General features: G+C 70.0%; 28 protein-coding genes and 1 pseudogene. 10 read left to right on the top strand and 19 right to left on the bottom strand.

The window, feature by feature from the left end; all coding sequences use genetic code 11:
- Window positions 1–6: 6 nt before the first annotated feature.
- The 6 genes and pseudogenes from KI388_RS05610 to KI388_RS05585 form a co-directional block, all read right to left on the bottom strand.
- A complete protein-coding gene (locus KI388_RS05610; protein WP_215088374.1) occupies window positions 7–873 on the bottom strand; it encodes an SDR family oxidoreductase in 867 nt (288 codons plus the stop codon).
- Between the two features lie 63 nt (window positions 874–936).
- A pseudogene (gene psmA, locus KI388_RS05605) lies at window positions 937–1,718 on the bottom strand (archaeal proteasome endopeptidase complex subunit alpha).
- Between the two features lie 4 nt (window positions 1,719–1,722).
- On the bottom strand, window positions 1,723–2,202 hold the full coding sequence (locus KI388_RS05600; RefSeq protein ID WP_215088373.1) for an Rpp14/Pop5 family protein: 480 nt from the start codon (window positions 2,200–2,202) through the stop codon (window positions 1,723–1,725).
- 7 nt (window positions 2,203–2,209) lie between these two features.
- A complete protein-coding gene (locus KI388_RS05595; protein WP_215088372.1) occupies window positions 2,210–2,833 on the bottom strand; it encodes a class I SAM-dependent methyltransferase in 624 nt (207 codons plus the stop codon).
- Window positions 2,814–3,569 carry an RNase P subunit p30 family protein gene (locus KI388_RS05590; protein WP_215088371.1) on the bottom strand — a complete coding sequence of 252 codons (756 nt, stop codon included), beginning with the start codon at window positions 3,567–3,569 and terminating at the stop codon, window positions 2,814–2,816. The genes KI388_RS05595 and KI388_RS05590 overlap by 20 nt, the downstream gene beginning before the upstream one ends.
- 122 nt (window positions 3,570–3,691) lie before the next feature.
- Complete coding sequence (locus tag KI388_RS05585; protein WP_251133221.1) at window positions 3,692–4,507, bottom strand: DUF6498-containing protein; 816 nt, start codon at window positions 4,505–4,507, stop codon at window positions 3,692–3,694.
- 71 nt (window positions 4,508–4,578) lie between these two features.
- On the opposite strand from KI388_RS05585, the gene KI388_RS05580 reads away from it, so the two are divergent.
- The 10 genes from KI388_RS05580 (at window position 4,579) to ftsY (ending at window position 11,077) form a co-directional block, all read left to right on the top strand.
- A complete protein-coding gene (locus tag KI388_RS05580; RefSeq protein WP_215088370.1) occupies window positions 4,579–4,863 on the top strand; it encodes a DUF357 domain-containing protein in 285 nt (94 codons plus the stop codon).
- 78 nt (window positions 4,864–4,941) lie between these two features.
- Window positions 4,942–6,060 (top strand): M20/M25/M40 family metallo-hydrolase, encoded by a 1,119-nt coding sequence (locus tag KI388_RS05575; RefSeq protein WP_215088369.1) that lies wholly within the window; start codon window positions 4,942–4,944, stop codon window positions 6,058–6,060.
- Between the two features lie 93 nt (window positions 6,061–6,153).
- Complete coding sequence (locus KI388_RS05570; protein ID WP_004050128.1) at window positions 6,154–6,306, top strand: 50S ribosomal protein L39e; 153 nt, start codon at window positions 6,154–6,156, stop codon at window positions 6,304–6,306.
- A complete protein-coding gene (locus KI388_RS05565) occupies window positions 6,307–6,585 on the top strand; it encodes a 50S ribosomal protein L31e (protein ID WP_215088368.1) in 279 nt (92 codons plus the stop codon).
- Between the two features lies 1 nt (window position 6,586).
- Window positions 6,587–7,252 (top strand): translation initiation factor IF-6, encoded by a 666-nt coding sequence (locus KI388_RS05560; protein ID WP_215088367.1) that lies wholly within the window; start codon window positions 6,587–6,589, stop codon window positions 7,250–7,252.
- 93 nt (window positions 7,253–7,345) lie between these two features.
- Entirely contained in the window at window positions 7,346–8,323 is a 978-nt protein-coding gene (locus tag KI388_RS05555; protein WP_215088366.1) for an ABC transporter ATP-binding protein, read from the top strand.
- The gene (locus KI388_RS05550; RefSeq protein ID WP_215088365.1) at window positions 8,320–9,135 is read left to right on the top strand and encodes an ABC transporter permease subunit; all 816 of its coding nucleotides are present in this window, start codon (window positions 8,320–8,322) and stop codon (window positions 9,133–9,135) included. The genes KI388_RS05555 and KI388_RS05550 overlap by 4 nt, the downstream gene beginning before the upstream one ends.
- 185 nt (window positions 9,136–9,320) lie before the next feature.
- Window positions 9,321–9,497 (top strand): 50S ribosomal protein L18Ae, encoded by a 177-nt coding sequence (gene rpl18a / locus KI388_RS05545; RefSeq protein WP_006629917.1) that lies wholly within the window; start codon window positions 9,321–9,323, stop codon window positions 9,495–9,497.
- On the top strand, window positions 9,497–9,952 hold the full coding sequence (pfdA, locus tag KI388_RS05540; RefSeq protein ID WP_215088741.1) for a prefoldin subunit alpha: 456 nt from the start codon (window positions 9,497–9,499) through the stop codon (window positions 9,950–9,952). Before rpl18a ends, pfdA begins: the two co-directional genes overlap by 1 nt.
- A gap of 15 nt (window positions 9,953–9,967) precedes the next feature.
- The gene (gene ftsY, locus KI388_RS05535; RefSeq protein ID WP_215088364.1) at window positions 9,968–11,077 is read left to right on the top strand and encodes a signal recognition particle-docking protein FtsY; all 1,110 of its coding nucleotides are present in this window, start codon (window positions 9,968–9,970) and stop codon (window positions 11,075–11,077) included.
- 28 nt (window positions 11,078–11,105) lie between these two features.
- Here ftsY and KI388_RS05530 read toward each other — a convergent pair whose 3' ends face one another.
- The 13 genes from KI388_RS05530 to KI388_RS05470 all read right to left on the bottom strand — a co-directional run bounded on the left by KI388_RS05530 (window position 11,106) and on the right by KI388_RS05470 (window position 25,292).
- On the bottom strand, window positions 11,106–12,338 hold the full coding sequence (locus tag KI388_RS05530) for an AGE family epimerase/isomerase (RefSeq protein WP_215088363.1): 1,233 nt from the start codon (window positions 12,336–12,338) through the stop codon (window positions 11,106–11,108).
- Between the two features lie 38 nt (window positions 12,339–12,376).
- A complete protein-coding gene (locus KI388_RS05525; protein WP_215088362.1) occupies window positions 12,377–13,246 on the bottom strand; it encodes an SMP-30/gluconolactonase/LRE family protein in 870 nt (289 codons plus the stop codon).
- Between the two features lie 72 nt (window positions 13,247–13,318).
- On the bottom strand, window positions 13,319–14,182 hold the full coding sequence (locus tag KI388_RS05520; protein ID WP_215088361.1) for a phosphatase PAP2 family protein: 864 nt from the start codon (window positions 14,180–14,182) through the stop codon (window positions 13,319–13,321).
- A 303-nt stretch (window positions 14,183–14,485) separates the two neighbouring features.
- On the bottom strand, window positions 14,486–15,517 hold the full coding sequence (locus KI388_RS05515; RefSeq protein WP_215088360.1) for a tyrosine-type recombinase/integrase: 1,032 nt from the start codon (window positions 15,515–15,517) through the stop codon (window positions 14,486–14,488).
- On the bottom strand, window positions 15,510–15,890 hold the full coding sequence (locus KI388_RS05510; RefSeq protein WP_215088359.1) for a DUF5805 domain-containing protein: 381 nt from the start codon (window positions 15,888–15,890) through the stop codon (window positions 15,510–15,512). Before KI388_RS05510 ends, KI388_RS05515 begins: the two co-directional genes overlap by 8 nt.
- Window positions 15,891–16,284: 394 nt before the next feature.
- Window positions 16,285–17,190 carry a hypothetical protein gene (locus tag KI388_RS05505; RefSeq protein WP_215088358.1) on the bottom strand — a complete coding sequence of 302 codons (906 nt, stop codon included), beginning with the start codon at window positions 17,188–17,190 and terminating at the stop codon, window positions 16,285–16,287.
- Between the two features lie 90 nt (window positions 17,191–17,280).
- Entirely contained in the window at window positions 17,281–19,113 is a 1,833-nt protein-coding gene (locus KI388_RS05500) for a DUF4795 domain-containing protein (protein WP_215088357.1), read from the bottom strand.
- A gap of 94 nt (window positions 19,114–19,207) precedes the next feature.
- The gene (locus KI388_RS05495) at window positions 19,208–20,041 is read right to left on the bottom strand and encodes an MBL fold metallo-hydrolase (RefSeq protein ID WP_215088356.1); all 834 of its coding nucleotides are present in this window, start codon (window positions 20,039–20,041) and stop codon (window positions 19,208–19,210) included.
- Window positions 20,042–20,278: 237 nt separating this feature from the next.
- On the bottom strand, window positions 20,279–21,631 hold the full coding sequence (locus tag KI388_RS05490; RefSeq protein WP_215088355.1) for a glutamate-5-semialdehyde dehydrogenase: 1,353 nt from the start codon (window positions 21,629–21,631) through the stop codon (window positions 20,279–20,281).
- Window positions 21,624–22,499, bottom strand: coding sequence for a glutamate 5-kinase (gene proB, locus KI388_RS05485; RefSeq protein WP_215088354.1), 876 nt, complete (start codon window positions 22,497–22,499; stop codon window positions 21,624–21,626). Before proB ends, KI388_RS05490 begins: the two co-directional genes overlap by 8 nt.
- Window positions 22,492–23,235, bottom strand: a complete 744-nt coding sequence (proC, locus tag KI388_RS05480; RefSeq protein ID WP_251133250.1) for a pyrroline-5-carboxylate reductase — start codon at window positions 23,233–23,235, stop codon at window positions 22,492–22,494. Before proC ends, proB begins: the two co-directional genes overlap by 8 nt.
- 121 nt (window positions 23,236–23,356) lie before the next feature.
- Entirely contained in the window at window positions 23,357–24,388 is a 1,032-nt protein-coding gene (locus KI388_RS05475; protein WP_215088352.1) for a glycosyltransferase family 4 protein, read from the bottom strand.
- Between the two features lie 34 nt (window positions 24,389–24,422).
- The gene (locus KI388_RS05470) at window positions 24,423–25,292 is read right to left on the bottom strand and encodes a hypothetical protein (protein WP_215088351.1); all 870 of its coding nucleotides are present in this window, start codon (window positions 25,290–25,292) and stop codon (window positions 24,423–24,425) included.
- Between the last annotated feature and the right edge of the window lie 27 nt (window positions 25,293–25,319).

Raw genomic sequence — 25,319 nt, 5'->3', positions numbered from 1 at the left:
GCCCGACTACGAGGTGACGCTCCTGACGAGCCCGTACGCCTTGTCGAGCAGGGCGTCCGGGAGGAACCGCGCGAGGACGCCGACGCGCGCGACGGTCCCGGGCTGGACCCGCGCGGGGGGCTGCGTCGCGCTCGCGGCGTCGTAGATGGCGTTCGCGACCAGCTCCGGCTCCACCGAGCCGGGACCGTCGCCGCCGATCAGCTGCGCGTCCTCGAACATCGCGTACAGCTCCTCGTACGCCGCCGTCCGCTCGATCCCCTCGCGCTCCTCGGGGTCGGCCTCCGCTTCCGCGCGCTTCGAGAAGTTCGTCTTCACCGGTCCCGGCTCGACGACGACCACGTCGATCCCGAGGTCCGCGACCTCGTTCCGCAGCGCGTCCGACATCGCTTCGAGGGCGAACTTCGACCCGCTGTACACGCCGCCGCCGGGTATCGACACCCGGCCCGCGACCGAGGAGACGTTGACGATGGTCCCGTCGCGCTCGCGGCGCATCGCGGGCAGCACCGCCCGGGTCAGCCGGTGTGGCCCGTACACGTTCACGTCGAACTGGTCGTGGACCCGCTCGGTGGTGACGTCCTCGACCGGCCCGAACTGCCCGTAGCCGGCGTTGTTGATCAGGGCGTCGACCGCGCCCTCCTCGTCTAAGATTCGGTCCACGACGCGGTCGACGTCGTCCTGGTCGGTGACGTCGAGCGTGGCGAGCTCACAGCCCGCCTCGCCGAGCGCTTCGATGTCCGCGGGGTTCCGCGCGGTGGCGTACACGGTCCATCCCTCGTCTAAGAAGGCGTGCGCCGCGGCGCGGCCGATACCCGAGGAACAGCCGGTGATGAGTACCGTCTTCTGCACGCCTCTCTGGTCTGTCTCCGACGGCATAACTCTCCCGACCGGACGCGGAGAAAACGCCGCGCCGCCCGTCGCGTCCGCGACGCCGACGCGTTACTCTTCGTCGCCGTTCGCCGCCTCGTCGTCGGCCGCCTCGTCGTCGTCGGCCGGGAGCAGGTCGCGCTCCTCGAGGGTCGCCTCTATCTCGTCGGTCGACCGCTCGGCGTACTCGGGGTCGTCGACGGTGATCGTCGCGACGCCGACGCCGTCGGCGGTCAGTTCGCCGTCGTTCGACTGCGCGAGGGTGTCGAGCGCGAGCCCGACAGCCTCGTCCGTCGAGATGCCCTCCTCGTACTCCGCTTCGAGGTAGTCGCGGAGGTCGCTGCGGTCCGAGCCGATGGCGAGCGCCTGCCACTCGTAGGGGGTCCCCGAGGGGTCGGTCTCGAACAGGCGCGGCTCGCCGTTCTCGACCCCGCCGACGATGAGCGCGACGCCGAACGGGCGCGCGCCGCCGACCTGCGTGTACTGCTGGATGTGATCGGTGATGTTCTTCGTCAGCGTCTCGATGCCGACCGGCTCGCCGTAGCGGAGCCGGTTCACCTGCGCCTGCCGGCGCGCGAAGTCGATGAGCTGGCGGGCGTCCGCGACGTGGCCCGCGCTCGCGACGCCGACGTGGTCGTCGGCCTTGTGGAGCTTCTCGATGCTCTCCGGCTCCATGAGGGGGAGCGGGCGCGCTTGTCGGCGGCGAGGACGACGCCGTCCTCGGCGCGGACCCCGACGCTCGCCGTCCCTCGTTTCACCGCCTCCCGGGCGTACTCGACCTGGTAGAGTCGGCCGTCCGGAGAGAAGATTGTGATGCCGCGGTCGTACGCCTGCTGTTGGGATTGGCCCTGCATGATATCACTCGGTGTCGAACGTCGTCGCGCCGACGCAACCCGACTCGGCCCGCACGTCGCACGCGTCTCCGCGCACGACCGCGGGCCGCTCGGCGCCCTCGAACGCGACGTCTCGCTGTGTCAAACTGGCGGTCGCGCGACCCATATATCTTTCCTCACAGGCACGCACCGTCCCCGAAATCCCCCTGACGAGGATTCCGACCGGCTCGCCGTCGACCTCGCTCACGCACGCGATCGCGGCGCGGGCGTCGTCGACGTGGCCGTGTCTGACGCGGACGACGGCCTCCCCGGTCCCGTCCGCGTGCGAGAACGACAGCAGCGTGAGGTCGGCGTCGGCGCTGCCGCCGTCCCCGAGGAGGTTGCCGGCGCCGTACCACAGCGCGCGCTGGAACGCCCGCCGACCGATATCGGCGCCCGCCCACGACTCGATCCCGACCGCGAGGTACCGCCACCGCGGCCGGAGGTGTTTCGGCAGGTGTTTCACGGAGCGATCACGCCGGGAGCTCCCGGCTCTGCTCCGCGACGATCACCGCCACCTGGTCGTGGACGCGCTCGACGGCGGTCACCGCGAACCCCTCCTCGGTGAACGCCTCGACCAGCGTGCCGACCGTCGCGGGGTCGTCCACCTCGGGGCTGTAGAACGGCGCGTCCGGGTCCGGCTCCTCGAAGAACGCGACGTCTCCGAGGACGATCTGCCGCGCCCCCGTCTCGCTCATCACCCGGATCGCCTCGCGCTTCTCGTCGTCCGCGAGGTGGTGAAGGGCGAAGTTCGAGGTGACGATATCCACACGCTGGTCCGGCTCTAATCCGGGGTCGCGGAACTCCCCGTACGCGAACTCGACGTTGTCGAGGCCGCGGTCGGCGGCCTTCCGGCGGCCCTCTTCCATCATCCCCTCGCTGATGTCCCGCGCGAGGACGCGCTCGGCGTCCCCGGCGACCCCGAGCGCGATGGCGCCGGTCCCGGCACCCAGATCGAGGACCACGTCGTCCGCCTCCGGCGCGGCGTGGTCGATAACGAGGCTCGCGCAGGCGTGGTACTCGTCGCTCTTCGAGTCGTCGTACGCCGCCGCCTTCTCGGAGAACCGCTCGGCGTGTTCAGCAACCGTCTTCTTCATACCTGCCACGTCGGACCCCCGGCTCTATGAAGCCCTCGGAGCGGCGCTCCCGGTTGCGCTCGACGAGGTCGCCCCACCCCCGGAGCCCCTCGCGGACGGCCTCGGCGTCGAACCCGATCGCCTCCCCGACGGCGACCAGCTCCCGGGGCGCTCGCAGCTGGAGGTGCGAACGCGCGTTCGCGCTCACGACGTACGGCACGTCGTAGTGGTCGACGATCTCGCGGAGCTTCCGGAGGTCCGCGAGCGCCCGGACTCGCTTCCCGCCGGTCTCGCGCAGCGCCGGGCCGAAGTCGAACTCGACGCGGACGCCGTTGTCGCGCGCCGCCTTCGCGAGGACGTGGTTGAAGTCGCCGCCGCCCGCCATCGGGCGGACGAGGACGTCGACGCGGGACTGCTCGACCGCGAACCGGTTCAGCGCGTCGTCGCCGCCGACCACGCAGACCACGGTTCGGTCGGACCGGTAGTTCCCGACCGCGCCGGAGGCGCTCGTCGGATCGTCGGCGTCGATCTCGACCGCGTCCACGACGTCGATCCCGTACTCCTCCCGGAGGGCATCGGGGTCACGGACGGGGCTCCCGTCGCCGTCCGCCGCGGTCGACCCGCCACCGTTGCCGGCCGCCGCCAGCGCGTCGCGCGTCCGCACCACGATCCCGTCGTAGCCGTGCCGGGCGGCGGTCGCGGCGTGGCGTGCGACGGTCGCCTCCCCGTCGGGGTGGGCGTGAACGGCCTCGTACATGACCCGCCGTTTCGCGGCCGAGCGTATCGGCGTTGCGCTTTCGGCACCGCGACGCCGGCCGCGTCCTGTCCCCTCGCCGCGTTCGCTTCCCCCCATCGCCGACGCGACCGCGCCCCGCGTCGTCAGCCGTCTCCGACGGACTCTTCCTCCTTCTTCCAGTCGCGCCTGGCGTCCTCGCCCGTGAACCACGTCGCGATCCCGTCCGGGTCGTCCTCCCGGAAGGCGCGCCGCCGGCTCCATTCGACGGTCGCCTTCCCGAGCGCGATCGGGAGGAGGTACGGAACGAGGAGGACCGCGTCGGCGACGCCGTCGAGCAGTCCGGGAGCCAGTACCACATCGATCACGGCGATTCCGAACGTCACCGAAACGGCCGTCAGTATCGCGACGACGAAGTAGAAGAAGACGACGCGCTGGGCGGCCTCGACCACCATGTACGGCGACTGGTCCTCGTAGGCGCGCTCGGCGAAGAACTCCCGACGCACCTCCCCGACCTGTGCGCCGCAGACGCCGAGCGTCGCCACTCCGACCGTGGGCGTGAGGTACGAGAGCGCCTCCCAGCCGACCGCCAAGAGCGGGAACATCATGAACGCGAAGATCCCGAGCGACCGGCGGACGACGCGGAGGTTCCGCCGGTAGATCGGCGGGAGCCACGAGACGAGGTGAACCGGCTCCGCGTCGGTCTCCCACACCTCGTCTCGCTCGGCGTCCTCGTCGTAGCCGGTGATGTAGAACGAGCGGTCTTCGAGCCGGATCGGTCGCTCGGCGAACATCGCGGCGGCGGCGTGGGCGATCACGAGGACGGCGACCTCTATCCAATACACCGCGAGCAGTTCACCGACGCGCCAGCCGAACCCGACGACGCCGGCGAGCGGGAGGAGGTTCGTCGCGACCACGAGGGCGAGGGCCGATCGGCCCCCTGCGGGAGGGCGGGGCTTCATCAGTCTAGTGTAACGGGTCGCGAGGGCAAAAATACCCGACCGCTTTTGTCCGCCCGACGGAACGCTCTGACATGCCCGCTGCTCTGGAGGAGAAGACGGACCGCTACGAGCGGATGCTCGCTGACGCGCTGGCGGCCGCGGAGCCGCGCCCGCCGGCGGACACGCCGCTGGGCGAGGCCGCGGCGGACGTGACCGAGATGGCGGAGTCGTACCTCGACGACGGCCGGCACTTCCGCGACGACGGCGACCCGGTGAACGCGCTCGCCTCGTACTCGTACGGCTACGGCTGGCTCGACGCCGGCGTCCGACTCGGGCTGTTCGCGGTGCCCGACGACACGGAGCTGTTCACCACGTGAGGCCCGGGCGCCGGCGTCCGGTCGCCCCGAGTGTCCGCGAGGGACGCGCTTAAGCGGTGACGGCCGCCACTAGGCGGCATGGACGAACTCGCGGACCTCACCGAGCGGCTCGTCTCGATCCCATCGCACGAGGACGAGACGGCAGCGGGCGACGCGATCGAGGAGTGGCTGCGCGGGGAGACGGACGCGACCGTCGAGCGCGACGGTGCCGGAAACGTCCTCGCGTTCGCGGGCGCGACCGATGACCCGGACGCCGACTCGCTCGCGCTCGTCGGTCACCACGACGTGGTCCCGCCGGCGCCGGAACAGACGACGGGCGAGGGGCTCGACGGCGAGTACGTCGTCGAGCGCCGCGACGGCCGGCTCTACGGCCGCGGGACCGCCGACATGAAGGGGTCGGTCGCGGCCGCGATGTGCGCGTTCCGGGACGCGACGCCGCCGGACGGCCGGGAACTGGTCTTCGCCTCGTTCGTCGGAGAGGAGGTCGGCGGCGAGGGGGCGCGCCACGCCATCGACGCCGGGTTCGCGCCGGACCGGGCGGTCGTCGCGGAGGGGTCGACGAACTACTCGAAGCCGGCCGTCACGGACGTGGTTGTCGCACACCGCGGGCGCCGGGGATCGCGGCTCGTCGCGCGCGGCGAGGCCGCGCACGCCTCGGAGCCGGAGGCCGGGGAGAATGCGATCTACCGCGCCGTCGACGCCATCGACGCGGTCCGCGACCTCGACGCGCCGCGGGCGACGGTCCTCGGAAACGACGTGTCCGGGTCGCTCGCGGTCACGATAGTCGACGGCGGCGACACGTGGAACGTGATCCCCGAGCGCTGCGAGGCGACGGTCGACGAGCGGACGGTCCCCGGCGGCCGCGCCGACCTAGCGGGCGTCGCGGACGCGAGGCCGGGCGTCGAACTCGCCGTCGATCAGGACCTCCCGCCCATGGCCTGCGGGGACGCGGCGTTCGCGGACGCCGCGCTTGACGTCGCCCGCGCGGTCCACGCGGAGCGCGGCCTCGACGCGCCCGAACACGTCACCAAGCCGCACGCGACCGACGCGGGGTGGCTCGCGGGGGCCGGCACGGAGTGTCTGGTCTGTGGCGCCTCCGAGCCGGGCGAGGCGCACACCGACACGGAGAGCGTCGGGCTGGACGTGCTCGACCGCTGCTACCGGATCTACGCGGGGATCGCGGAGCGGGAACTGTAGCGGTCTCGGGGGGCGTTCCGGTCAGATTCGGACGGCTCGGGCGCGACCCGTATGGAAGGGGTTTTATGCGCCCCGCGGAAAGTGTGCGCCACTATGGGAGACAAGTCGAAGGCTCAAAAGAAGCGTCTGGCGAAGGCGGAGCGCCAGAACACCCGCGTCCCCGCGTGGGTCATGATGAAGACCGACATGAACGTGACGCGAAACCCCAAGCGGCGCAACTGGCGCCGGAACGACCTGGACGAGTAAATGTCGACGAACGACTTCGAGGAGCGCGTCGTCACCGTCCCGCTCCGCGACGCGAAGGACAAGCCCGTCCAGCAGCGCGCCGACTACGCCATGAAGATCACGCGCCAGCACCTCGCGAAGCACTTCTCGGTCGACGAGGAGGACGTTATCATCGACGGCTCCGTCAACGAGGCCGTCTGGGAGAACGGGCGGCAGAACCCGCCCAGCACGGTGCGGGTCCGCGCGGCTCGGTTCGTCGAGGACGGCGAACCGGTCGTCGAGGCCGAGCACGCAGAGTAACGTGTTACGGGCGACCTTCACCGGCTCGTCGTACGTGGGCGTGTTCGCCCGCGCCGTCGACGACCTCCTCATGGTCCGGCCGGACGTCGACGAGACCCTCGCAGAGGACCTCGGCGCGGAACTCGGCGCCGAGCCCCTGCTGACGACGGTCGGACGGTCCAACACGGTCGGGGCGCTCGCGACGGGCAACGAGAGCGGCGTCATCGTCTCCGCCCGCGCGACCGAACGCGAGAAGGACCGGATCGAGGACGCCGCCGGCGTCCCGGTGCGCGAACTCCCGGGCGAGATCAACGCCGCCGGCAACGTCGTCCTCGCGAACGACTACGGCGCGTACGTCCACCCGGACCTCTCGCGTGAGTCGGTCCAGGCGATCAAAGACGCCCTCGACGTCCCGGTCACCCGGGGCGACCTCGGCGGCGTCCGGACCGTCGGCACCGCGGCGGTCGCCAACAACACGGGCGTGCTCTGTCACCCGCAGTCGACCGAGTCGGAGCTTCAGGCGGTCGAAGAGGCGCTCGACGTCCGCGCCGACCTCGGCACCGTCAACTACGGTGCGCCGCTCGTCGGCTCCGGGCTCGTCGCAACCGACGAGGGGTACGTCGTCGGCGAGGACACGACCGGGCCGGAGCTAGGCCGGATCGAGGAGACGCTCGGCTTCATCGACTAAGCCTCCGACCTCGTCGACCAATCCGTTCGTCGAGCCGCCGCCGTCCTCCGACGCACTCCCACATTTAAGAGCTACAGCGGAGTTGCGTGCGGTATGCCCGCCATCGAGTGCCGGAACCTCACCAAGTACTACGGCGACGTGAGAGGGATCGAAGACGTTTCGTTCACCGTCGAGGAGGGCGAGGTGTTCGGGTTCCTCGGTCCGAACGGCGCGGGAAAGACGACCGCGATCCGCACGCTCCTCGGCTTCCTGTCGCCCACGAGCGGCGGCGCGACCCTCCTCGGTCACGACGCGACCGACCCGACCGAGTCGCGTCGCGCTCGCGAACGGATCGGCTTCCTCCCCGGGGACCCGGGACTCGACCGCGACCGGACCGCGGCGGCGTTCCTCGACCATCAGGCGGCGCTCCGCGGCGCGTCGAGCCGCGAGGAACTCGTCGACCGGTTCGGCCTCGACGAGTCGCGCCGGATAGCCGACCTCTCCCGCGGCAACCGGCAGAAGGTGGCCCTCGTGGCCGCGTTCATGCACGACCCGGACCTCCTGTTGCTCGACGAGCCGACCTCCGGGCTCGACCCGCTGCTCCAAGAAGAGTTCGCCGGTCTGGTGCGCGAGCGCGTCGACGACGGCGCGAGCGTGCTCCTCTCCTCGCACGTCCTCGGGGAGGTGGCCGCGCTCTGCGACCGCGTGGGCGTCCTCCGGGAGGGGCACCTCGTCGCCGTCGAGTCCGTCGCGGCCCTCCGGTCGCGCGGCGGAAAGCAGGTCCGCGTCCGCGTCGCGGAGGCGGTCGACCGCGCCGACTTCGAGCGCCGCGGGATCATGAACCTCCGGGTCGGCGAGACCGTCTCGTTCACCTGGACCGGCGAGTACGACGCGCTGATCGACCTGCTCTCGGGATACACCGTGCTGGACCTCGACGTCGTCGACGCGCCGCTCGAAGCGGCGTTCATGACCTTCTACGACGGCGACGTGCCGGGACCGACAGGGAGCGGGGGAGTCGGCGGAGGCGGCGTGGAACCCGCCGGCGACGCGGGGAGCGGCGCGACCGCGGAGTCGGGGGGTGAGGCCCGATGAGCGACCGCCCGGCGCCGTGGCTCGCGATCGCCCGGTACGACGCCGCCGGTCGGACCCGCGGGTCGCTCGTTGTGACGGGGCTGCTCTCCGCGTTCCTCCTGCTCTTTCTGGCCTTCTTCCCGTCGCTGTCGACGGCCGGGATCGACCTCGACGCGTACGTCGAGGCGTTCCCGCCGGCGTTTCGGGAGGCGTTCGGGATCATCGCCATCTCCTCTATCAAGGGGTTCCTCGCCGTGGAGTTCTACCAGTTCGCGTGGCTGCTCCTGGTCGGTCTCTACCTCGCGTACCTCGCCGGGGGAACGATCGCCGGCGACGTCGCCTCCGGCCGGATGGACCTCACCCTGTCGGCGCCGGTCGCGCGCCGCGACGCGGTGATCGGGCGGTTCCTAGGGATCGTCCCGCTCGTCGCCCTGCTGAACCTCGTCCTGCCGGTCGTCGCGTACGTCGGCGTCCTCGCGGTGGGCGAGACGATCGCGGCCGAACGGCTCGTCGCGGTCCACGCGCTCGCGGTCCCGTACCACCTGACGTGCGTCGCGGTCGGGATCGCCACGTCGGCGCTCGCCTCGCGGCCGGGGATCGCCCAACGGATCGCGCTCGGCGCGCTGTTCGCCCTGTTCATGTTCGAGTCGGTCGTCGCCAGCACCGACTACGCCGCGTTCGGGGACCTCAGCCCGACGGCGCACTACGACCCCTCCGCGGTCCTCGTGTTGGGCGAGTACGACCTGACGGGCGCCGCGGTGCTGCTCGCGGCGACGGCCGTCCTCGTCGCGCTCGCGGTCGTCCGGTTCCGGCGCGCGGACCTCTCTGGGTGACGCCCCCGCCGTCGTCTCTCACGTCTCCGCCGTCGTCTCTCACGTCTCCGCCGTCGTCTCTCACGTTCCCGTGCGCTCTCACGGCCCCTCGTCCGCTCCCACGGCGCCTCCGCCCCGTTTGCGGCGCGGTCGACGCCTGTCCCTTTTTAGGAAGATACTTCCCTGTGCCTGCCGGATCGAGGAACATGAGTACCTACACGGTGAGTGGACGGTTCCAGAGCCGAGACGGCTTCCAGCCGTTCACGAAGGACGTCGAGGCGGAAAACGAGGATCTCGCCCGCGAGCGGATCTACACCAACGTTGGGAGCCAGCACAACCGCAAGCGCACCCAGATCGAGATCGAGGAGGTGTCCGCGGCATGATGGGCGGCGGGCAACAGCAGCTCCAGCAGCTCTCTCAGGAGCTGCAGGCGCTCGACGAGGAGATCGAGGAACTCGAAGCGGAGATCGCAGACTACCGCGAGGAGAAGGCCGACATCGACGACGCGGTTGAGGCCATCGAGACCCTCGACACGGGCGCGACCGTTCAGGTCCCGCTCGGCGGCGGCGCGTACCTCCGCGCGGAGGTCCAAGACATCGACGAGGTCATCGTCTCGCTCGGCGGCAACTACTCGGCTGAGCAGCCGCAGGACGACGCCATCGACGTGCTCCGGCGCAAGCAGGAGGCGCTCGACGAGCGGATCGAGGAGACCGAAGCCGAGGTCGACGAACTGGAGACCGAGAGCGACGAGCTGGAACAGCAGGCCCAGCAGATGCAACAGCAGATGCAGCAACAGCAGATGCAGCAGATGGGACAGGCCCAAGACGACGAGGAGTAAGACGAGGACTCGACCGTGTTCGACGGACTGAAAGACAAGCTCTCCGGCTTCCGAGAGGACGTCGAGGAGTCGACGGAGGTCGAGGAAGAAGCCCCTCCCGAGGAGGAGTCGGCCGCCGAGAGCGACGCGTCCGCCGAGGGCGACGCCGCGACGGCCGACGCCCCCTCTGCTGAGACCGCCGAAACCGCCGAAACCGCCGAGGCCGACGACGCGGACGAGACGACGTCGGACGACGAGCCGAGCACCTTCCAGCGCGCGAAGGCGTTCGCGACCGGCCGGATCATCATCGAGGAGGAGGACCTAGAGGAGCCGCTGTGGAACCTCGAGATGGCGCTGCTCGAAAGCGACGTGGAGATGAGCGTCGCGGAGCAGATCCTCGACAGCGTCCGCGAGAGCATGCTTGGCGAGTCGCGAAAGCAGGTGGAGACGACCGGCGAACTCGTCGAGTCGGCGCTTCACGACGCGCTCGTCGATGTCATCGCGGTCGGGCAGTTCGACTTCGAAGAGCGGATCGCGGCGGCGGAGAAGCCGGTCACCATCGTCTTCACCGGCGTCAACGGCGTCGGGAAGACGACCAGCATCGCGAAGCTGTCGGAGTGGCTCGCGGACCGCGGCTACTCTTCGGTCCTCGCGAACGGCGACACGTACCGCGCGGGCGCGAACGAGCAGATCCGCGAGCACGCGGACCGGCTCGGCCGCGATCTGATAAGCCACGACCAGGGCGGCGACCCGGCGGCCGTCATCTACGACGGCGTCGAGTACGCCGAGGCGAACGACGTCGACGTCGTCCTCGGTGACACCGCAGGGCGGCTCCACACGAGCGACGACCTGATGGCGCAACTGGAGAAGATAGACCGCGTCGTCGACCCCGACATGACCCTCTTCGTCGACGAGGCGGTCGCGGGCCAAGACGCGGTCAACCGCGCGAAGGAGTTCGACGACGCGGCCGCGATCGACGGCGCCATCCTCACCAAGGCCGACGCCGACTCCTCGGGCGGCGCCGCCATCTCGGTCGCGTACGTCACCGGCAAGCCGATCCTCTTCCTCGGCACCGGTCAGGGGTACGACGACATCACCCTGTTCGACCCCGAGGACCTCGTCGAGAGCCTGCTCGACGAGGAGTGACCGCGGCCCCGGGTTTCGCGTTCCGCGCTCACCGCACTCCGGAGCGCCAGCTCTCGAAGTACGCGCTCGCGGGGTGGTAGTCGGGTTCGACGCCCGGCGGCTCCGGCGAATCGGGGTCGCCGTCGCTTCCGGCCGGCGGGAGCTTCTCGTACCAGAGTCCGGCCGGGCCACGGTACGCGTCGGCGCGGTCGACGAAGCGATCGCGCCACTCGCGGAAGCGGCCGGCCGCCTCTCCGTCGCCTCGCCGGGTCGCCCGCCCCGCGAGCGCCGCGGCCGCGCCGATCCCCTCCGCGAGCGCCCAGCCGTAGCGATCGGCGACGATAACTGTCCCGTCGCGCTCGACGGTGTAGGCGAATCCGCCGTCCGTCCAGCCCAGATCGACGGCCGCGTCGAACAGCGCGACCGCGCGGTCGTACCAGTCGCCCGAGCCGGGAACCGACTCGGACGCCGCCGTCGCCGTCGCGTCGTACCGGTCCAACAGCGCACAGAGCTTCGCCCACTCGACGTGGTGGCCCGGCTGGTACCCCGGCGGGCGGAACCGGTGGCGCGGCTCGTCGGCGTTGTACCCGAAGTCGTGAGCCCAGTCCGCGTCGTAGTGCTCCCACAGCAGGCCGTCGGTCTCGGCCGCGAGTTCGACGGTCAGCCGCTCCGCGATCCGCCGCGCGCGGTCGAGGTGAGCGCCGTCGTCGGTCGCCTCGTAGGCGGCGAGGAACGCCTCGCAGGCGTGCATGTTGGCGTTCTGGCCGCGGTACGCCTCGCGCTCGGCCCAGTCGGGACCGCAGTCGCTCCGGAGACAGCCGGTCCCGTCGCGGAACCGCGCGTCGAGGAGGTCGACGGTCGCGTCCAGCCCCGCGGCCGCGCCGTCGACGCCCACGTCCGCCGCTCGCGCGTACCCGAGCAGGACGAACGCGTGGCCGTACGCCGAGCGCGTGCGGTCGACGGGCGAGCCGTCGGCCTCGACGACGAGGTGGTACCCCTCGCTCCGGTCGGTCGTGTCCGCGCGGTGTGCGGACTCCAGAAACTCGATCCCGTGTTCGGCCGCCTCGGCGCACCAGTCGGGGCCGTCGGCCACCACACCGGCCGCGAAGTTCGCTATCGACCGACAGGTCGCGACGAGGTGCCGGCGGGGTCCGGCGTACGGCTCCCCGGACTCCGGGTCGAGCAGGCGGAAGCCGCCGGCCGGGTCGAGCGCGTCCGGGAACTGGAGCCGCAGCGTCGCGAGGAGGCGGCCGCGGAAGGAGTCCGGGTCGTGGCGCGTCATGCGTCCCCGTGGCGCGTCCCGCGAGAAAAACCCCGACGCTACGCCACCGCGATCCGAGACCGGAACTCCGGGCGGCCGCTCGCCGGGAGCCCGGTCGCTCGGAACAGCGCGCCCGCGCCGTCGCCCTCGCCGTCCCTGTCGCCGCCGCCGAGCGCGGTCGTCAGGTACAGCGCCTCGCAGGAGGCGCCGGCGAACGCGACGGAGGCCACCTTCCGCGCGGGGAGTTCGACCGCCGCGACCGCCCTCCCGCTCGGGTCGTACCGGACGGCTCGTCCCCCGTCCCAGCGGGCCGACCAGAGGTGGTCCTCGGCGTCGACGGTCAGCCCGTCGGGGACGCCGTCTCCGGGCGGCGTCTCAACGAAGGGTCGGCGGTTCGCTATCTCGCCGGTGACGTAGTCGTAGTCGAACGCGTCGATCCGGCGCTCCTCGGACTCGGTGAGGTAGAACGTCGTCCCGTCCCCCGAAAACCCCATTCCATTCGGGACGTCTACCCCCTCGACGACGACGCGCGCCGAGCCGTCCGTGTCGATCCGGTAGAGGTCGCCGAGCGCGTCCTCGCCCGGCATCGTTCCGGCGAACACCCGTCCCTCCGGGTCCGCGACGACGTCGTTGAACCGGGTGTCCGCGTCGACCGTGAGGACGGTCTCCGTGTCGGACGCTTCCGGGACGAAGCGCTCGACCGACCCGCGGGTGAAAAGCAGCAGCGCCCCGTCGGCCTCGACCGTGTACCCGCCGAGAGGGACGCCGTCCGTCTCGTACGCGACCGCGTTCTCGCCCGTCTCGGGGTCGTACCGGTACAACACGCCCGCCGGGACGTCGGCCCAGTAGAGCCGGCGCTCCGTGGGGTGCCACAGCGGCCCCTCACCGGTGTGCGCCCGCGCGTCGACGACGCGTTCGGTTCGAGCCATACGGGCCGATCCCGAACGTCGCCACTTGAGTGTGTCCGCTGACTGAGGCTGGGTTCCCGGGTGCGTGCCCCGTCAGTCGTCGCCGGGCCGCCCGGTCGGCCCCCCGCGTTCGCCACCGGTCCGGGGCGCCCCCGGCCGCGACTCGACCCGGTCGACGATCCGCGTCGCGGCGTACACCGACCCGACGCCGAGCACGACGCCGACCGCGACGTCGGTGAGCCAGTGGATCCCGAGGTACATCGTGGAGAACACCACGGCGGCCGCGACCGCGGCCGCGGCGGGCGTCCAGCGCGGGTGGGTCCGCCGGGAGCGCCACGCGACGGCGAGGACGGCCACCGACAGCGAGGTGTGAAGCGACGGGAACACGTTCGTGTTCGACGCGACGGCCGCGGTGAGGTCCTGCGTCTGCGGGTAGATCTGATACATCAGCCCGGAAACAGACTCTAGGTAGTTCCGCGGCCCGTACGAGATGAACAGCGTGTAACAGAGGGTGCCGACCGCGTAGTTGAGCATGTACGCGACGAGCAGCTCCTTCAGGTACCGCTGGCCGTGCCCCGCCGAGAGGGAGTACGTCACCGGCGCCGCGACGAGGAGGAAGGCGAACCCGACCATGTAGCTCACGGTGAAAAGCTCCAGCGCCGCGTCCGGCGTCAGGCGCTGGAGGCTCGCCACGAACCCGCCCTCCAGCGCGTACAGCTCGTCGGTGATGTTCCAGTCAAGCGCGCGCGAGAGCCGCAGCCGGTATCCCTGCGTGATCTGCTTGGCCGCGAGCAGCGCGAGCGCCGCCCCGAGGTAGGGAGCGACCTCGCGGAGGCGGTCGTCGACGTCGGTTACCGCGCGGGACACCTGTCGGGGCCCGACACAGAGGAGGGCTGTGACCGCCGTCCCGGCGGCGACGGAGAGGCCGGTCGCGGCGGTCACCTCGAGGAGCGCCATCGTCGTCTCCACACTATCGTCGCGACATATGAGTGACACGGTGTGTGACGCCCGCCCGGTGTCGGCAAAAACTGTCGGTGTGGTATCCACCTGTCGCGGCCAGACGCTCCATTTCGAATTCGATGAGAGCGGTGTAATCGCGGCTCGGGTACCGGCCCGAACGGCGTCTATCCCGTGACCGTTTTCAGAAGCGTTCGCGACTCCACCGCAGCACCTTCGATATAGCGATATGCCATTTATTTGTTCGCTCTCAGACCGATTCAGTTACCGGAAACACAACAAAATCCGAGACGTTCCGTCACGCTACGGCAGCAGGCGGTACACGCTCGCCTCGTACACCTCGCGCACCTGGTCGCCCCAGTTATGGGTGTACGTGTCTATCACATCGTCGGCCACGTCGCCGCGGAGGTACTTCACCACGCCGCGGTCGCCGGTCCGGTCCCGGAGGTGCGTCGTGAAGAAGTGCCGGAAGTAGTGGGGCGTGACGTTCTCGTCGGCGCCGCCGCCGGTCCGGTACCACCCCTCCTCGCGGGCGTACCGCTCGACGACGTGTCTGACCGCCTGCGGCTCTAGCCGCTCGCCCCACCCCTCCGCGGTACCGACGAACAGTGGCTCCGCGGGCGACGGCGAGTCCGGACGGACCGCGAGCCAGCGTTTCAGCGTCCGACGAAGCTCGTCGTCGACCGGGATCACCGTCCCGCGCTTGCGTTTGTTCGCTGCCGCCCGCACCTCGCCGTTCAGCTCTTCCCCGACGGTCGCCTCGGCGGTCACGAAGACCGAGTCCGGCCGGCCGGACAGCGCGGGGCGTCCCCCGAGCGAGTACGCCGCGTCGAGGTCCGAGTCGGTGACCGACAGGTCCCGTAGGTCGAGGTTACACAGCTCGCCCACCCGCATCCCGGTCTTCAACAGCGTCACCACGAGCGCGCGGTGGAGCGGGTGGCGGATCCCGGCGACGAACGACCGCATCGCCGGGATCGACACGTCTCGGCGGGCGGGGTCCTTGTCGACGGTCTCGTCCATCTCCTCCATCACCAGCGTCATCGGGTTCCCGTCGAAGGCCCCAACCTCCGTCATGTACCCGTAAAACCGGTGGAGGTAGGCCGCGTACGTCGCGACGGTGCTGTCCGCGACGTCGCCCCGCAGCGAGTGGACGAACGACATACAGTCGCGGTGGGTCGCGGAACCGGGTTCCCCGTCGTCGAGGAACGACTCGAACCGCCGGAGGACGCGCTCGTAGGACTCTCGGGTCCGGTCCGTCTTCCCGTGGTACGTGAGGTCTTCGAGGAAGTAGCCGACCGGGTCGTCGGGGTCGGGGGCCGTGCGCGTGCTACTCATCGGTCAACACGTACCCTCCGTCTCGGCCGCTGTACCGAACCCGGTTGCGGTCCTGAAGGTCGTCGAGCGTCGCCTCCAGTTCGTCCTCGACGTCGCTGACGACCGCCTGAACGAGTTCGTCCCACGAGCAGGGGCCGGATTCGAGAACCGCGCGGACACGCGTTTCGAGGTCGCGACCCCCGGGGTCCGAGGGTTCGGAAGCGGGTTCCTCGGATCCGGTCTCCGCCGCCGGCGCGAACCCCCGCCGCCCCGCCTGGACCATCGTCCGAACGAACTCGCTCAGCGACATGTCGAGTTCGTCGGCGTGCTCGCGCCACACGTCTTTCTGCTCCGTCGGCACGTACGTCTTCACCGACTGTCGATCGCTTCCCATCGTTCTCGGACGAGCGTTTTCGCGGCCGCGACTTCAATCTATCCCAGAATTCCGGATAAGTGACCTTATCTCGGTGAGTAGTACCCTATAACGCCGCCCTCAAAAAAGTAATATCGAAATGTAGTACTACAATTTCGACTATTATGTCCTACATTTCTGGATATAAATTATTTCTCCGTGAGGCGCCTACGGACCCCGACTGCCTCGGGGGGTCGGTTCGTTCGATCGGGTTTCCGCCTCCGGGGTCGTCCGCGAGTACGGTCCCGCGGGGGTCGCGTGACGAGTTCGCGTCGCCGGTCGCCGGCCGTATCCTCGCGACTCGCTGACCACTCGGGATCGATCGCGGCGCGTTGCGATCGCGTATATCACATATCGCGATATCGTCCGCGGGGAGTCAGACGCGGATCTCCGAGTCGGCGGCCTCGCGTTCGAGCGCTCGGAGCACGCGGGACACGGCTCCGTCCGTCTCGGCCGCGTTGCGCATGAGGACAGTCTCGCTGGGGAAGAGGTGCTCACCGACGGAGAGCCCGTGTTCGCGCGCGGTCGAACCGGTGACGGTGAGGTACACGCCGAGGCCGACTCGGGCGATAGCGGCCTCCTCCTCCTCGTCCGCGTCGGGATAGACGAACTCGACGCCGTCGAGCGCGTCGGTTCCCAGCACCGCGGTGACGAGCCGCTCGTAGCGCGGCGAGATGCACAGCGGCCCCTGATACTCGGTGAGATACGAGCGGTCGAACGTCTCGCCGGAGCCGCGCCGGTCCGCTCGTCCCATCAGCGTGTGATACACCGTGTCTCCGAGTCCGGTCACGACGCGGACGTCGGTGTCGACCGGGTCGATCCGGTCGTTGATGTCGGAGATGTTCCCGAGACCGCTCGCCCGGATTCCGACCACCTCCTCTAAGACGAGGTCCGCGGAGTCGAAGCCGAGCGCGAACTCGTGTGTCCGAAGCGCGCGGAACGGCTCCTCGCGGCCGACGAGCTTGACCGTCACGTCGCCCAGATCGACCGTCGCGGCGTCGAAGACGATCCGACGCGGCTTCCCTCCTCGGTCGTCGCGCAGCAACGTGAACTCCGGTTCCGCCGGCGTCGACGGGTCGGAGTACTCGGCCAGCCGCTCGTACGGGCCGCCGTCGGCATCGACCGAGCCCTTCGTGACGGCCTTCTCGTACCGCAGCGTGTTGCTGACGCTGTCCGCGAGCCGGTCGAGGCGGTCGTCGTCCGAGACGGCCGCGACCCGCTCTAACACCGCTTCGAGCGGGCGTCCCTTGCGGGGGACGGCGACCGGAACGGGATCAGTCATTGACCGATCTGCGGTCGCACAGGTAAAACGGGTTGCGTTTTCGAGGGAGTCGAGTCCCGGCGTTTTCTCGAGAAGTCGTTCCGTCCCGACTCAGGGACCGAACGCCTCGTTGAGCCGGGTGCGGAACTCGTCCAGCTCGTCGAGGTGGTCGTTGATCTCGTCTATCTCGGCGGCCACGTCGTCGAGGTCCTCGCCGAGCTGGTCCTCGATGTCGGTGAGACGGGTGTCGACCTCCGCGAGGTCGTCCCACAGGTCGTCGAACTCCTCGTCGAAGCGGCCGAGGTCGGACTCGACGTCGTCCACGCGAGCCGCGACGTCGTCGGCGTCCGCGGCGGCGTCCTCGGCCAGCCCCTCGGCGTTCTCGGCGCGCTCGGCGGCCCTATCGACCTCCTCGTACAGCGCCTCGACGTCGTCGCCCAGGTCGTCGACGCTCTCCGCGACCGCCTCGGCCTCTCCCTCCACCCGGTCGACGTCGGCGGTGAGGTCGTCCACGTCGGTCTCGACGGCCGAGACGGCGTCTCGGACCGACGCCACCGTCTCGTCGACGGACGCGACCTCGTCTTCGACCGCCCGTACGTCGCCCTCCACGTTGCGGACGTCGTCCTCGACGTTGCGGACGTCTCCTTCGACCGCGTCGACGTCGCCCTCGACGGCGCCGACGCGCTCCTCGACGGCGTCGACCGCGTTCGACGCGGAGTCGACCGCGGAGTCGACGCGGGCGACGTCCGACTCGATCGTTTCGCGCTCCTCGTCCGCCTCGTCGAGGCGGTCGTCGAGCGCCGAGACCTCGGACTCGACGGTGTCGACCCGGTCGTCTATCCCGTCGAGGATCTCTCGGGCCGTCCCCTCGCCGTCGATGAACTCCGCGAGCGCGTCGGCGTACGCCTCGATGTCGGCCACGCTCGACTGGAGGCGGGCGATCCGCACGTCGACGCTGCGCGGCACGCCCGCGTCGAAGGCCGACTCGATGGTCTCGATGTCCTCCTCGTCGGCCGCTCCGCTCCGGATTTCGGCCGCCAGCGCGGCCGCGAGGCCGCCCTCGCCGGGCAGGCTCGCCTCTGCGTCGCCCGGTTCCTCGTCGGACAGGTCGTCGTCTCTGGACCGCTCGCCGGCGGCCTCCGATTCGCCTTCGGCGGGCGCTTCCGCCTCCGTGTCGTCGACTTCGGCCGTCTCGTCGGGTTCGTCGGCAGCGTCGGCCGGTTCGGACTCGCCCTCCGGTTCGGCTTCGGTCCCCGCCTCGGCCGCGACGCCGAGCGGTTCCCCCTCGTGTGCGGTCACGGCGGGCGTGCCCTCGTCGACCGCACGCGGCACGGGGGCGTCGGGCTCTCGTTCGGCCTCCGGACCGTCGTCGGCTTCAGGGTCGGCGGCCTCCGGTTCCGCGTCTGTCGCCGCCGGTTCGGCGGGTTCCGCGTCGGCCTCCTCGGCCGCGGACGCCTCGCCCGGGTCTTCGGGGATCGGCTCGTCGTCGTCCGCCATTCCGGGCAGCGTCGCGCGGTCTCCCGAGAGCACCTCCCTGACGGCGTCCGTGTCGCCGGCGCCGAGGACGTCCTCGATCTCCTCGCCGACGGGCACGTGTTCGATCACGGGCGTGCCGAGGAACCCGTCGAGGTCAGGGTCCTCGTCGCGGATTCCGAACACCGTCTCGACGCTCTCGTCAGGATCGATGACGCGCTCGAACTCCACGCGGTGGTCCTTGTACGCCGTCCAGTTCTCGCTCTCGTACTCCGGGTGGAACCCGACCTGGTCCATCGGGAACGACTCCGGGACCCGGTCGACGATACGCACCCGTACGGGGTCCTCGCGGTGTGAAGAGAGGGTGTACATCACCGCAGGCACGGGGAACGCGTCGTCCGTGAAGGATTTCTCGACGCGGATGCCGTCCTCGTCGACGGTCGTGGCCGCCTCCGCCGTCCGTTCGCTCATATCCGCACGTCCCGGAGCAGGGGCTTAAATTCCACGGGCCGCGTTTCGTGGGTGATAACCGAAGACGCCGCGAAAACGGCCGCTCGGCTCCCGTTTACAGGTCGATCCGATCGCCGATCTCGACTATCTCTAACCGCTCGGGCGACTCGTAGCTCCGGACGTGGTCGTGGAGCGCGGTCGGATCGGCCGTTAGCCCCTTCCACATGTCCCAGTGGGTGGGGACCAGCCGGTCGAGTCCGAGGTCGTTCGCGGCCGCCGCGATCTCGTTTTCGTCGCTGTACCACTTCGTCGGGACCGGTTCGCCCGTCTCCTTGTCGGGAACCGTGCCCTCGGAGCCGAACGCGAGGATGCCGAGGTCGATGTCGAACCGCTCCGCGAGCCCGGTAAAGGACGGCGAGGGCTTGCTGTCGCCGGCGTGGAACACCGTGCCCGCCTCGTGTTCGATCACGTAGCCGACGGGGTGGGTCGCATCCGCGTCGTGCGTTTCGACGACGTGAACGGTGAACTCGCCGATCTTCAGCTCGTCGCCCTCCCGAACCTCGGTGAAGGCGGCCTCGCTCACCGCGTACTCGTCGGTCCACGCCTCCTCTTCGCGCGCGACCGCGAGCGAGTCGTCCGGCGCGACGAGGTCGGCGTCGGTGTTCGCGAGGATCGGCGCCTGCGAGGGCCCGTGGACGTGGTCCGTGTGCTCGTGGGTGGCCAACACGGCGTCGGCGGCCTCGACGTCCTCGGGATCGAACGGGATCGGGATCATGCGGATCGTCCGCGGCGGGTCGCCCGTCCCGACGTACGGGTCGATCCAGAGGATGGTCCCCTCGCTCCCCTTGACCGCGAAGCCGTTACAGCCCAAGTACCACAGCGCCACCGTGTCGGGGTCGGCGGCCGCGACCGCGCGCGGCAGCCAGTCGCCCCAGTCGGAGTCGACCATGGGCCTCGCTGCGTGAGCGGCCGGGGTAATTATTCCGGAGTTCGGCGGATCGCGCAGAATTACGTCGGGTTTAATCCGACGAATATCTGTCGCGACCGCGACGAGTAAATCTTATTTCGCTATACAAAATCACCGCAATTCGTCTCGCTCGATTCAGTCCGTGATCTAACCGAGAATCGGCGTGAGACGAGGTCTCCGCGGATGATCCCTGAAGAAAACCTCGGACCGCGCGCAACCCTACTCCGTCGACAGCCGACCGGGCGTCCACTCGGCGTCGTCGAGTTCGCGGTGGGTGAACGGGACGGCGTCCTCGCCGCTGTAGCTCGCGACGAGGTGGCCGTCGCCTTCGAGGTAGTACTTGTACGTCGTGAGGCCCTCCAGTCCGACCGGGCCGCGGGCGTGGATCTTCCCGGTCGAAATGCCGACCTCGGCGCCGAGCCCGTAGCGGTAGCCGTCCGCGAACCGCGTCGAGGCGTTGTGGAAGACGCTCGCGGCGTCGACGCCGGTCATGAACGTCTCGGCCGTCTCCGGGTCCTCGGTGAGGACCGACTCGGTGTGTTTCGAGCCGTGGTCGTTGACGTGTTCGATCGCGGCGTACGCGTCGTCGACGACCCCGATCGACAGTTCGAGGTCGCCGTACTCCGTGTCCCAGTCGTCGTCGGTCGCGGGCGCGACGTCGACGACTTCCCGGGTGCGCTCGTCGCCGCGCAGTTCGACGCCGGCGGTCTCGTAGCCCGCGACGAGGTCCGGGAGGAACGCGTCCGCGACGGACTCGTGGACGAGCAGCGTCTCGACGGCGTTGCACACGGCCGGGTACTGGACCTTCGCGTCGAAGGCGACCTCCTCGGCCATCTCTAGGTCGGCGTCCGCGTCGACGTAGACGTGGCAGATCCCCTCGGTGTGGCCCAACACGGGGATCTGGGTGTTCTCCTGAATGTAGGAGACGAACTCGGAGGAGCCGCGGGGCATCACGAGGTCGACGCGGTCGTCGAGTTCGAGCAGGCGGTCGACCTCCTCGTGGGCCTCGATGAGCGCGGCCCACCCGTCGGGGAGGTCCGCGGTCGCCTCGACTATCGCCTCGTGGAGCACGCGGTTCGACTCGCTGGCCTCGCTGCCGCCCTTGAGGACGACGGCGTTGCCGGACTTCAATGCGAGCGCCGCGATCTGGACTAAGGCGTCGGGCCGCGACTCGAACACGGTCGCGACGACGCCGATCGGCACCGTGACCCGGTACAGCTCCAGGTCCTCGTCGAGTTCGCGCGCCGCGAGGGTCTCTCCGAGCGGGTCGTCCTGCGCGGCGACCGACTCGACCATCGACGCGATCTCCTCGATCTTCGTCTCGTCGAGCTTCAGCCGGTCCACGAGAGCCTGCGTGTACTCGCCGTCCGCGAGCATCGCCTCCGCCTCTTCGACGTCGACGGCGTTGGCGTCGAGTATCTCGGCCTCTCGCTCGCGGATCGCGTCCGCGATCGACCTGAGCGCCTCGTTCCGCGTCGCCTCGTCGGCGTTCGCGAGCCGCAGGGCGGCGCGTTCGGCCCGGCGGGCCAGTTCGTCGGTGTCGGTCTCCACGTCGGTGTGGCTCTCACTCATCGTCGTCACCCGTCTTCGGCACGAATAGCGTGCCCGTCGGCTTACCCGCTGCGATCCGGTCTAACACGTCGCGCTCGGCGGAGCCGGCGATGATCGCCGGGATCCCGTGGCGGCTCACGTCGTGAGCGCCCTCCACCTTCGTGCGGATCCCGCCGAAGTCGGTCTCGGTGCCGCCGCCGACGATCTCGCGGAGCCGGTCGTACCCGTCGTCGACCGCCTCGATCAGCTCGGCGTCGTCGTCTCGCTTCGGGTTCCCGGTGTAGACGCCGTCGACGTCGGTGAGCGTCACGAGAAGGTCGGCGTCGAGCCCGAGCGCGACCGACGCAGACAGCATGTCGTTGTCGCCGATCCGTAGCTCGTCTGTCGCCACCGCGTCGTTCTCGTTGACGACCGGGACGACCCCCCACGACAGCAGCGTCTCGACGGTATTGGTGAAGTTGTCGAACCGCTCGGGCGCGTCGAGGTCGGTCCCGGTCACGAGGATCTGTGCGACGTCCTGGTCGAACCGCTCGAAGCTCTGCGTGTAGTGGCGCATCAACAGGCCCTGTCCCACCGTCGAGAGCGCCTGACTCTCCGCGATGGAGTCGACGCCCTCGCGCGACGCCGGCCCCTCGTCGAGCCGCCCCGTCCCGGCGCCGACCGCTCCCGAAGAGACTAACACGACCTCGGTGCCGCGCTCGCGGAGGTCCATCACGTCTGCGACGAGCTTGTCGAGCTTCACGCGGTCGAGCCGCGAGTCGTCGTCGGTGAGGGAGTTCGTCCCGGCCTTGACGATCACGCGGTCGGCCGCGGCCGCCTGCCGCCGCGCGGCCGCGACGCGCTCGGAGTCGGCGCGGCCGACCCGCTCGACGCCGGCGTCCTCAGGCATCGTCGAACTCCGCGGCCAGTTCGCGGGAGCGGCGCTCGGCGGCCGCGACGGCGTCCTCGACGGCCGCGTCCGCGTCGCTGTCCCACAGCACCTCCATCCCCTCGATGGTCGTCCCGTTAGGCGAGCAGACCGCGTCGATCAGCTCGTCGACGCTCCGCTCGTCGCGCAGCACCGTCTCGGCGGCCCCCTTGAACGTCTGCGCGGCCAGCGTCTCCGCCTGCTCGGGGTCGAGTCCGCTCTCGATCCCGCCCTGCTTCATCGCGTCGATGAGGTAGAAGGCGAACGCCGGGCCGCTGCCGTTGACGGCGGTCGAGACGTGCATCAGCGACTCGTCGACCTCGACGAACTCCCCGACCGCGTCGAGCATCTCCCGCACCTCGTCGGTGAGGCCCGCGTTCGTCGCCGCCGCGGCCATGTTCCCGGTCTCCGCCGCGAGGTTGGGCATGATCCGGACGACCGGCGCGTCGGTTCGCTCCGCGACGAACTCGCGGGGAAGCCCGGCCGCCAGCGTCACGAGTTGCTGGTCGGCGCGCAGGTCGAGGTCGTCGAGCACCGCCGGCGCCACGTCCGGCTTCACCGCGAGAACGACGATGTCCGCGTCGCGCGCCGCCGCCACGTCGTCCGTCGCCTCGTCGACGGCGTCTTCGATCGCGGCGAGCGCCTCGGGGTCGAGGTCGATCGCCGTGAGGTGATACCCCCCCGCGCCGGCGAGCCCCCTGAGCAGGGCGCCCCCCATGTTCCCGCAGCCGATAACGCTCACTCGAGTCATTTGGCTCTACGGAGTCGTCGGGAGGACATACCAACTGCGGTTTTCGCAAGTTTCCGGGAGACACCGAGAGGCGGCACCTCGGCCGCTCCTAAACGAGATCCGCGTACAGCGACCGGTACCGATCGGCGATCGCGTCGAGCGAGAACGCCTCGCTGCGTTCGGCGGCGTTCGCGCCGAGTTCCGCCCGCCGCTCGGCGTCGCGGAGCCCGTCGATGGCCTCGACGAACTCCGGCACGTTGTCGCCGCGGGCGCGGTCGTCGCCCCTCTCCGAGCCGCCCGACCCTCGCTCGTCGCTCACTTTCAGGCAGTCCTCGCCGTCCTCCAGCCACGAGAACGTCTCGATGTCGCGGACCACCACCGGTTTCCCGGCCGCCATCGCCTCCAAGAGCGCGATCCCCTCGTTCTCCTCGTGGGTCGGGAAACAGAATATGTCGCCGGCGGCGTACGCGCCGCGGATGTCGTCGACGAACCCGGTGAACGTACAGTTCGCAGGCGCCTCATCGATCAGCCGCGTCGTCTCGCGGCCCTTCAGCGACCGGTCGATGGGGCCGAACCAGACGAAGTCGATATCGGGCATGCGGTGGGCCGTCTCGACGAACGTCTCTAACCCCTTCCGCTTGATCACGTGACCGACGAGGAACACCGTCGGCGGGTCGAGGTCGTAGCGCTCGCGGTACTCGTCTTCCAGCGGCTCGAACCCGGCCAGCTTCTCGCGGTCGACGCCGTTCGAGACGACCGTCGTCGGGACGTCCGCGTATCCCCGAATCAGGTCGCGGTTGTACTCGGAGGGACAGATGAGTCGGTCCGCCAGCCCGTAGGCGCGCCGGAGGTACGGCTTGAGCGGTCGCGCGAGGGCGTTCGTGAACCGGAAGCTGTCCCCGAAGTCCTCGGCGGTGACGTGGGTGTGCGCGACGACCGGAACCCCCGCCTTCCGGGCGCGGCGGGCGTGCCAGACCGAGCGCGGTCCCATCAGGTTACAATGGAGCACGTCGGCGTCGAGCGTCGGCTCCGTCGTGTACTCGATCCCGGCCCGGTCGAACATCTTTCGCTGGTGGCCGACGGAGGCGGCGATGCCGCCGGTGACGTGCTCCTCGAACTCGAAGTAGTGGCTGACCTTCATCCGGACCACCGGCGCTGTCCGCGAAGTCGACCGGTCACTCGACTTCCAGCCACGGGACCTCCATCAGCGGCGGGATGTACGTCTCGATGTGGTGTTCCCAGACGCCCTCCTCCCCGAACGCCTCGCCGTGGTCGGCGGTGACGACCACGTCGCCGTCGAGCTCCTCGACCAGCTCCGAGACGCTCTCTAAGGCGATCCGGAGGTTCTCCTCGTACATCGACAGCGCGGTGACCCGGGTGCCGTCCGTCACGAGGTCCTTCGGGTCGAGTTCGAGCCACAGGCCGGCCTTCTGGGCGAACTCGCTGTCGTCCAGCCGGCTCTCGATCTTCGGGCGGACCGTGTCGCTGAGCGAGGAGAGCAGCCCGCCGTCGTCGTCGCTCGCGCCGTCGCCCGCTTCCTCCTCTCCCTGCTCTCTGATCCCCTTCTGGATCTGTTTGAGCTTCTGGCCCTTCCCGCGCGAGAGGTACGGCGCGTGCGGCTGCATGTAGTGGAGGACGGTGCGGTCGGCGCGCTCGACGGCGTCCCGATTGCGGTGGAACGCGTCCGCGAGCCCCTCCGGCGGGACGGTCCCGAGGTCGTCGTCCCAGTCGGTCTTCCAGACGTCGTGGATGTCGCTGATGTGCTCGGAGGCCGTCCACTCGTAGTCACAGCTGGCGCCCCACTTCAGCTCGTTCAGCGGGATCCCGAGGTCGTTGATGAACGGGTTCCCGGAGAAGTAGGCGATGTCGTGGTCGCCGGTGAACGTGCGGTAGGCCCACTCCGGCGTCGACGAGCCGACGCTGCGCCGCTTCTCGAGCGTCCCGTCGAGGTACTCGTCGTACACGTCCGCGAACACGTCGTACCGGCACGCGTCGAGCACCAGACAGTAATCCCACTCCGACTCGAGGAACCGCTGATCTTCCATTGGGTGGCTCGTCGGCCCGGCGGTACG

Source organism: Halorubrum sp. 2020YC2, assembly GCF_018623055.1.
Taxonomy (GTDB): Archaea; Halobacteriota; Halobacteria; order Halobacteriales; family Haloferacaceae; genus Halorubrum.
This window is presented reverse-complemented; position numbering and strand designations above follow the sequence as displayed.

Excerpts from the sequence above, each read along its gene's own strand:
- KI388_RS05505 (WP_215088358.1), bottom strand. The coding sequence starts at position 17,190 with ATGACTGATCCCGTTCCGGTCGCCGTCCCCCGCAAGGGACGCCCGCTC.
- pfdA (WP_215088741.1), top strand. The coding sequence starts at position 9,497 with ATGGGCGGCGGGCAACAGCAGCTCCAGCAGCTCTCTCAGGAGCTGCAG.
- KI388_RS05510 (WP_215088359.1), bottom strand. The coding sequence starts at position 15,890 with ATGGGAAGCGATCGACAGTCGGTGAAGACGTACGTGCCGACGGAGCAG.
- KI388_RS05585 (WP_251133221.1), bottom strand. The coding sequence starts at position 4,507 with ATGAAGCCCCGCCCTCCCGCAGGGGGCCGATCGGCCCTCGCCCTCGTG.
- KI388_RS05595 (WP_215088372.1), bottom strand. The coding sequence starts at position 2,833 with ATGAAGAAGACGGTTGCTGAACACGCCGAGCGGTTCTCCGAGAAGGCG.
- KI388_RS05610 (WP_215088374.1), bottom strand. The coding sequence starts at position 873 with ATGCCGTCGGAGACAGACCAGAGAGGCGTGCAGAAGACGGTACTCATC.
- KI388_RS05550 (WP_215088365.1), top strand. The coding sequence starts at position 8,320 with ATGAGCGACCGCCCGGCGCCGTGGCTCGCGATCGCCCGGTACGACGCC.
- KI388_RS05575 (WP_215088369.1), top strand. The coding sequence starts at position 4,942 with ATGGACGAACTCGCGGACCTCACCGAGCGGCTCGTCTCGATCCCATCG.
- KI388_RS05515 (WP_215088360.1), bottom strand. The coding sequence starts at position 15,517 with ATGAGTAGCACGCGCACGGCCCCCGACCCCGACGACCCGGTCGGCTAC.
- proC (WP_251133250.1), bottom strand. The coding sequence starts at position 23,235 with ATGGGGGGCGCCCTGCTCAGGGGGCTCGCCGGCGCGGGGGGGTATCAC.
- KI388_RS05520 (WP_215088361.1), bottom strand. The coding sequence starts at position 14,182 with ATGGCGCTCCTCGAGGTGACCGCCGCGACCGGCCTCTCCGTCGCCGCC.
- KI388_RS05580 (WP_215088370.1), top strand. The coding sequence starts at position 4,579 with ATGCCCGCTGCTCTGGAGGAGAAGACGGACCGCTACGAGCGGATGCTC.
- KI388_RS05555 (WP_215088366.1), top strand. The coding sequence starts at position 7,346 with ATGCCCGCCATCGAGTGCCGGAACCTCACCAAGTACTACGGCGACGTG.
- KI388_RS05470 (WP_215088351.1), bottom strand. The coding sequence starts at position 25,292 with ATGGAAGATCAGCGGTTCCTCGAGTCGGAGTGGGATTACTGTCTGGTG.
- KI388_RS05490 (WP_215088355.1), bottom strand. The coding sequence starts at position 21,631 with ATGAGTGAGAGCCACACCGACGTGGAGACCGACACCGACGAACTGGCC.
- KI388_RS05525 (WP_215088362.1), bottom strand. The coding sequence starts at position 13,246 with ATGGCTCGAACCGAACGCGTCGTCGACGCGCGGGCGCACACCGGTGAG.
- KI388_RS05495 (WP_215088356.1), bottom strand. The coding sequence starts at position 20,041 with ATGGTCGACTCCGACTGGGGCGACTGGCTGCCGCGCGCGGTCGCGGCC.
- KI388_RS05565 (WP_215088368.1), top strand. The coding sequence starts at position 6,307 with ATGTCGACGAACGACTTCGAGGAGCGCGTCGTCACCGTCCCGCTCCGC.
- KI388_RS05475 (WP_215088352.1), bottom strand. The coding sequence starts at position 24,388 with ATGAAGGTCAGCCACTACTTCGAGTTCGAGGAGCACGTCACCGGCGGC.
- proB (WP_215088354.1), bottom strand. The coding sequence starts at position 22,499 with ATGCCTGAGGACGCCGGCGTCGAGCGGGTCGGCCGCGCCGACTCCGAG.
- KI388_RS05500 (WP_215088357.1), bottom strand. The coding sequence starts at position 19,113 with ATGAGCGAACGGACGGCGGAGGCGGCCACGACCGTCGACGAGGACGGC.
- rpl18a (WP_006629917.1), top strand. The coding sequence starts at position 9,321 with ATGAGTACCTACACGGTGAGTGGACGGTTCCAGAGCCGAGACGGCTTC.
- KI388_RS05530 (WP_215088363.1), bottom strand. The coding sequence starts at position 12,338 with ATGACGCGCCACGACCCGGACTCCTTCCGCGGCCGCCTCCTCGCGACG.
- KI388_RS05590 (WP_215088371.1), bottom strand. The coding sequence starts at position 3,569 with ATGTACGAGGCCGTTCACGCCCACCCCGACGGGGAGGCGACCGTCGCA.
- KI388_RS05570 (WP_004050128.1), top strand. The coding sequence starts at position 6,154 with ATGGGAGACAAGTCGAAGGCTCAAAAGAAGCGTCTGGCGAAGGCGGAG.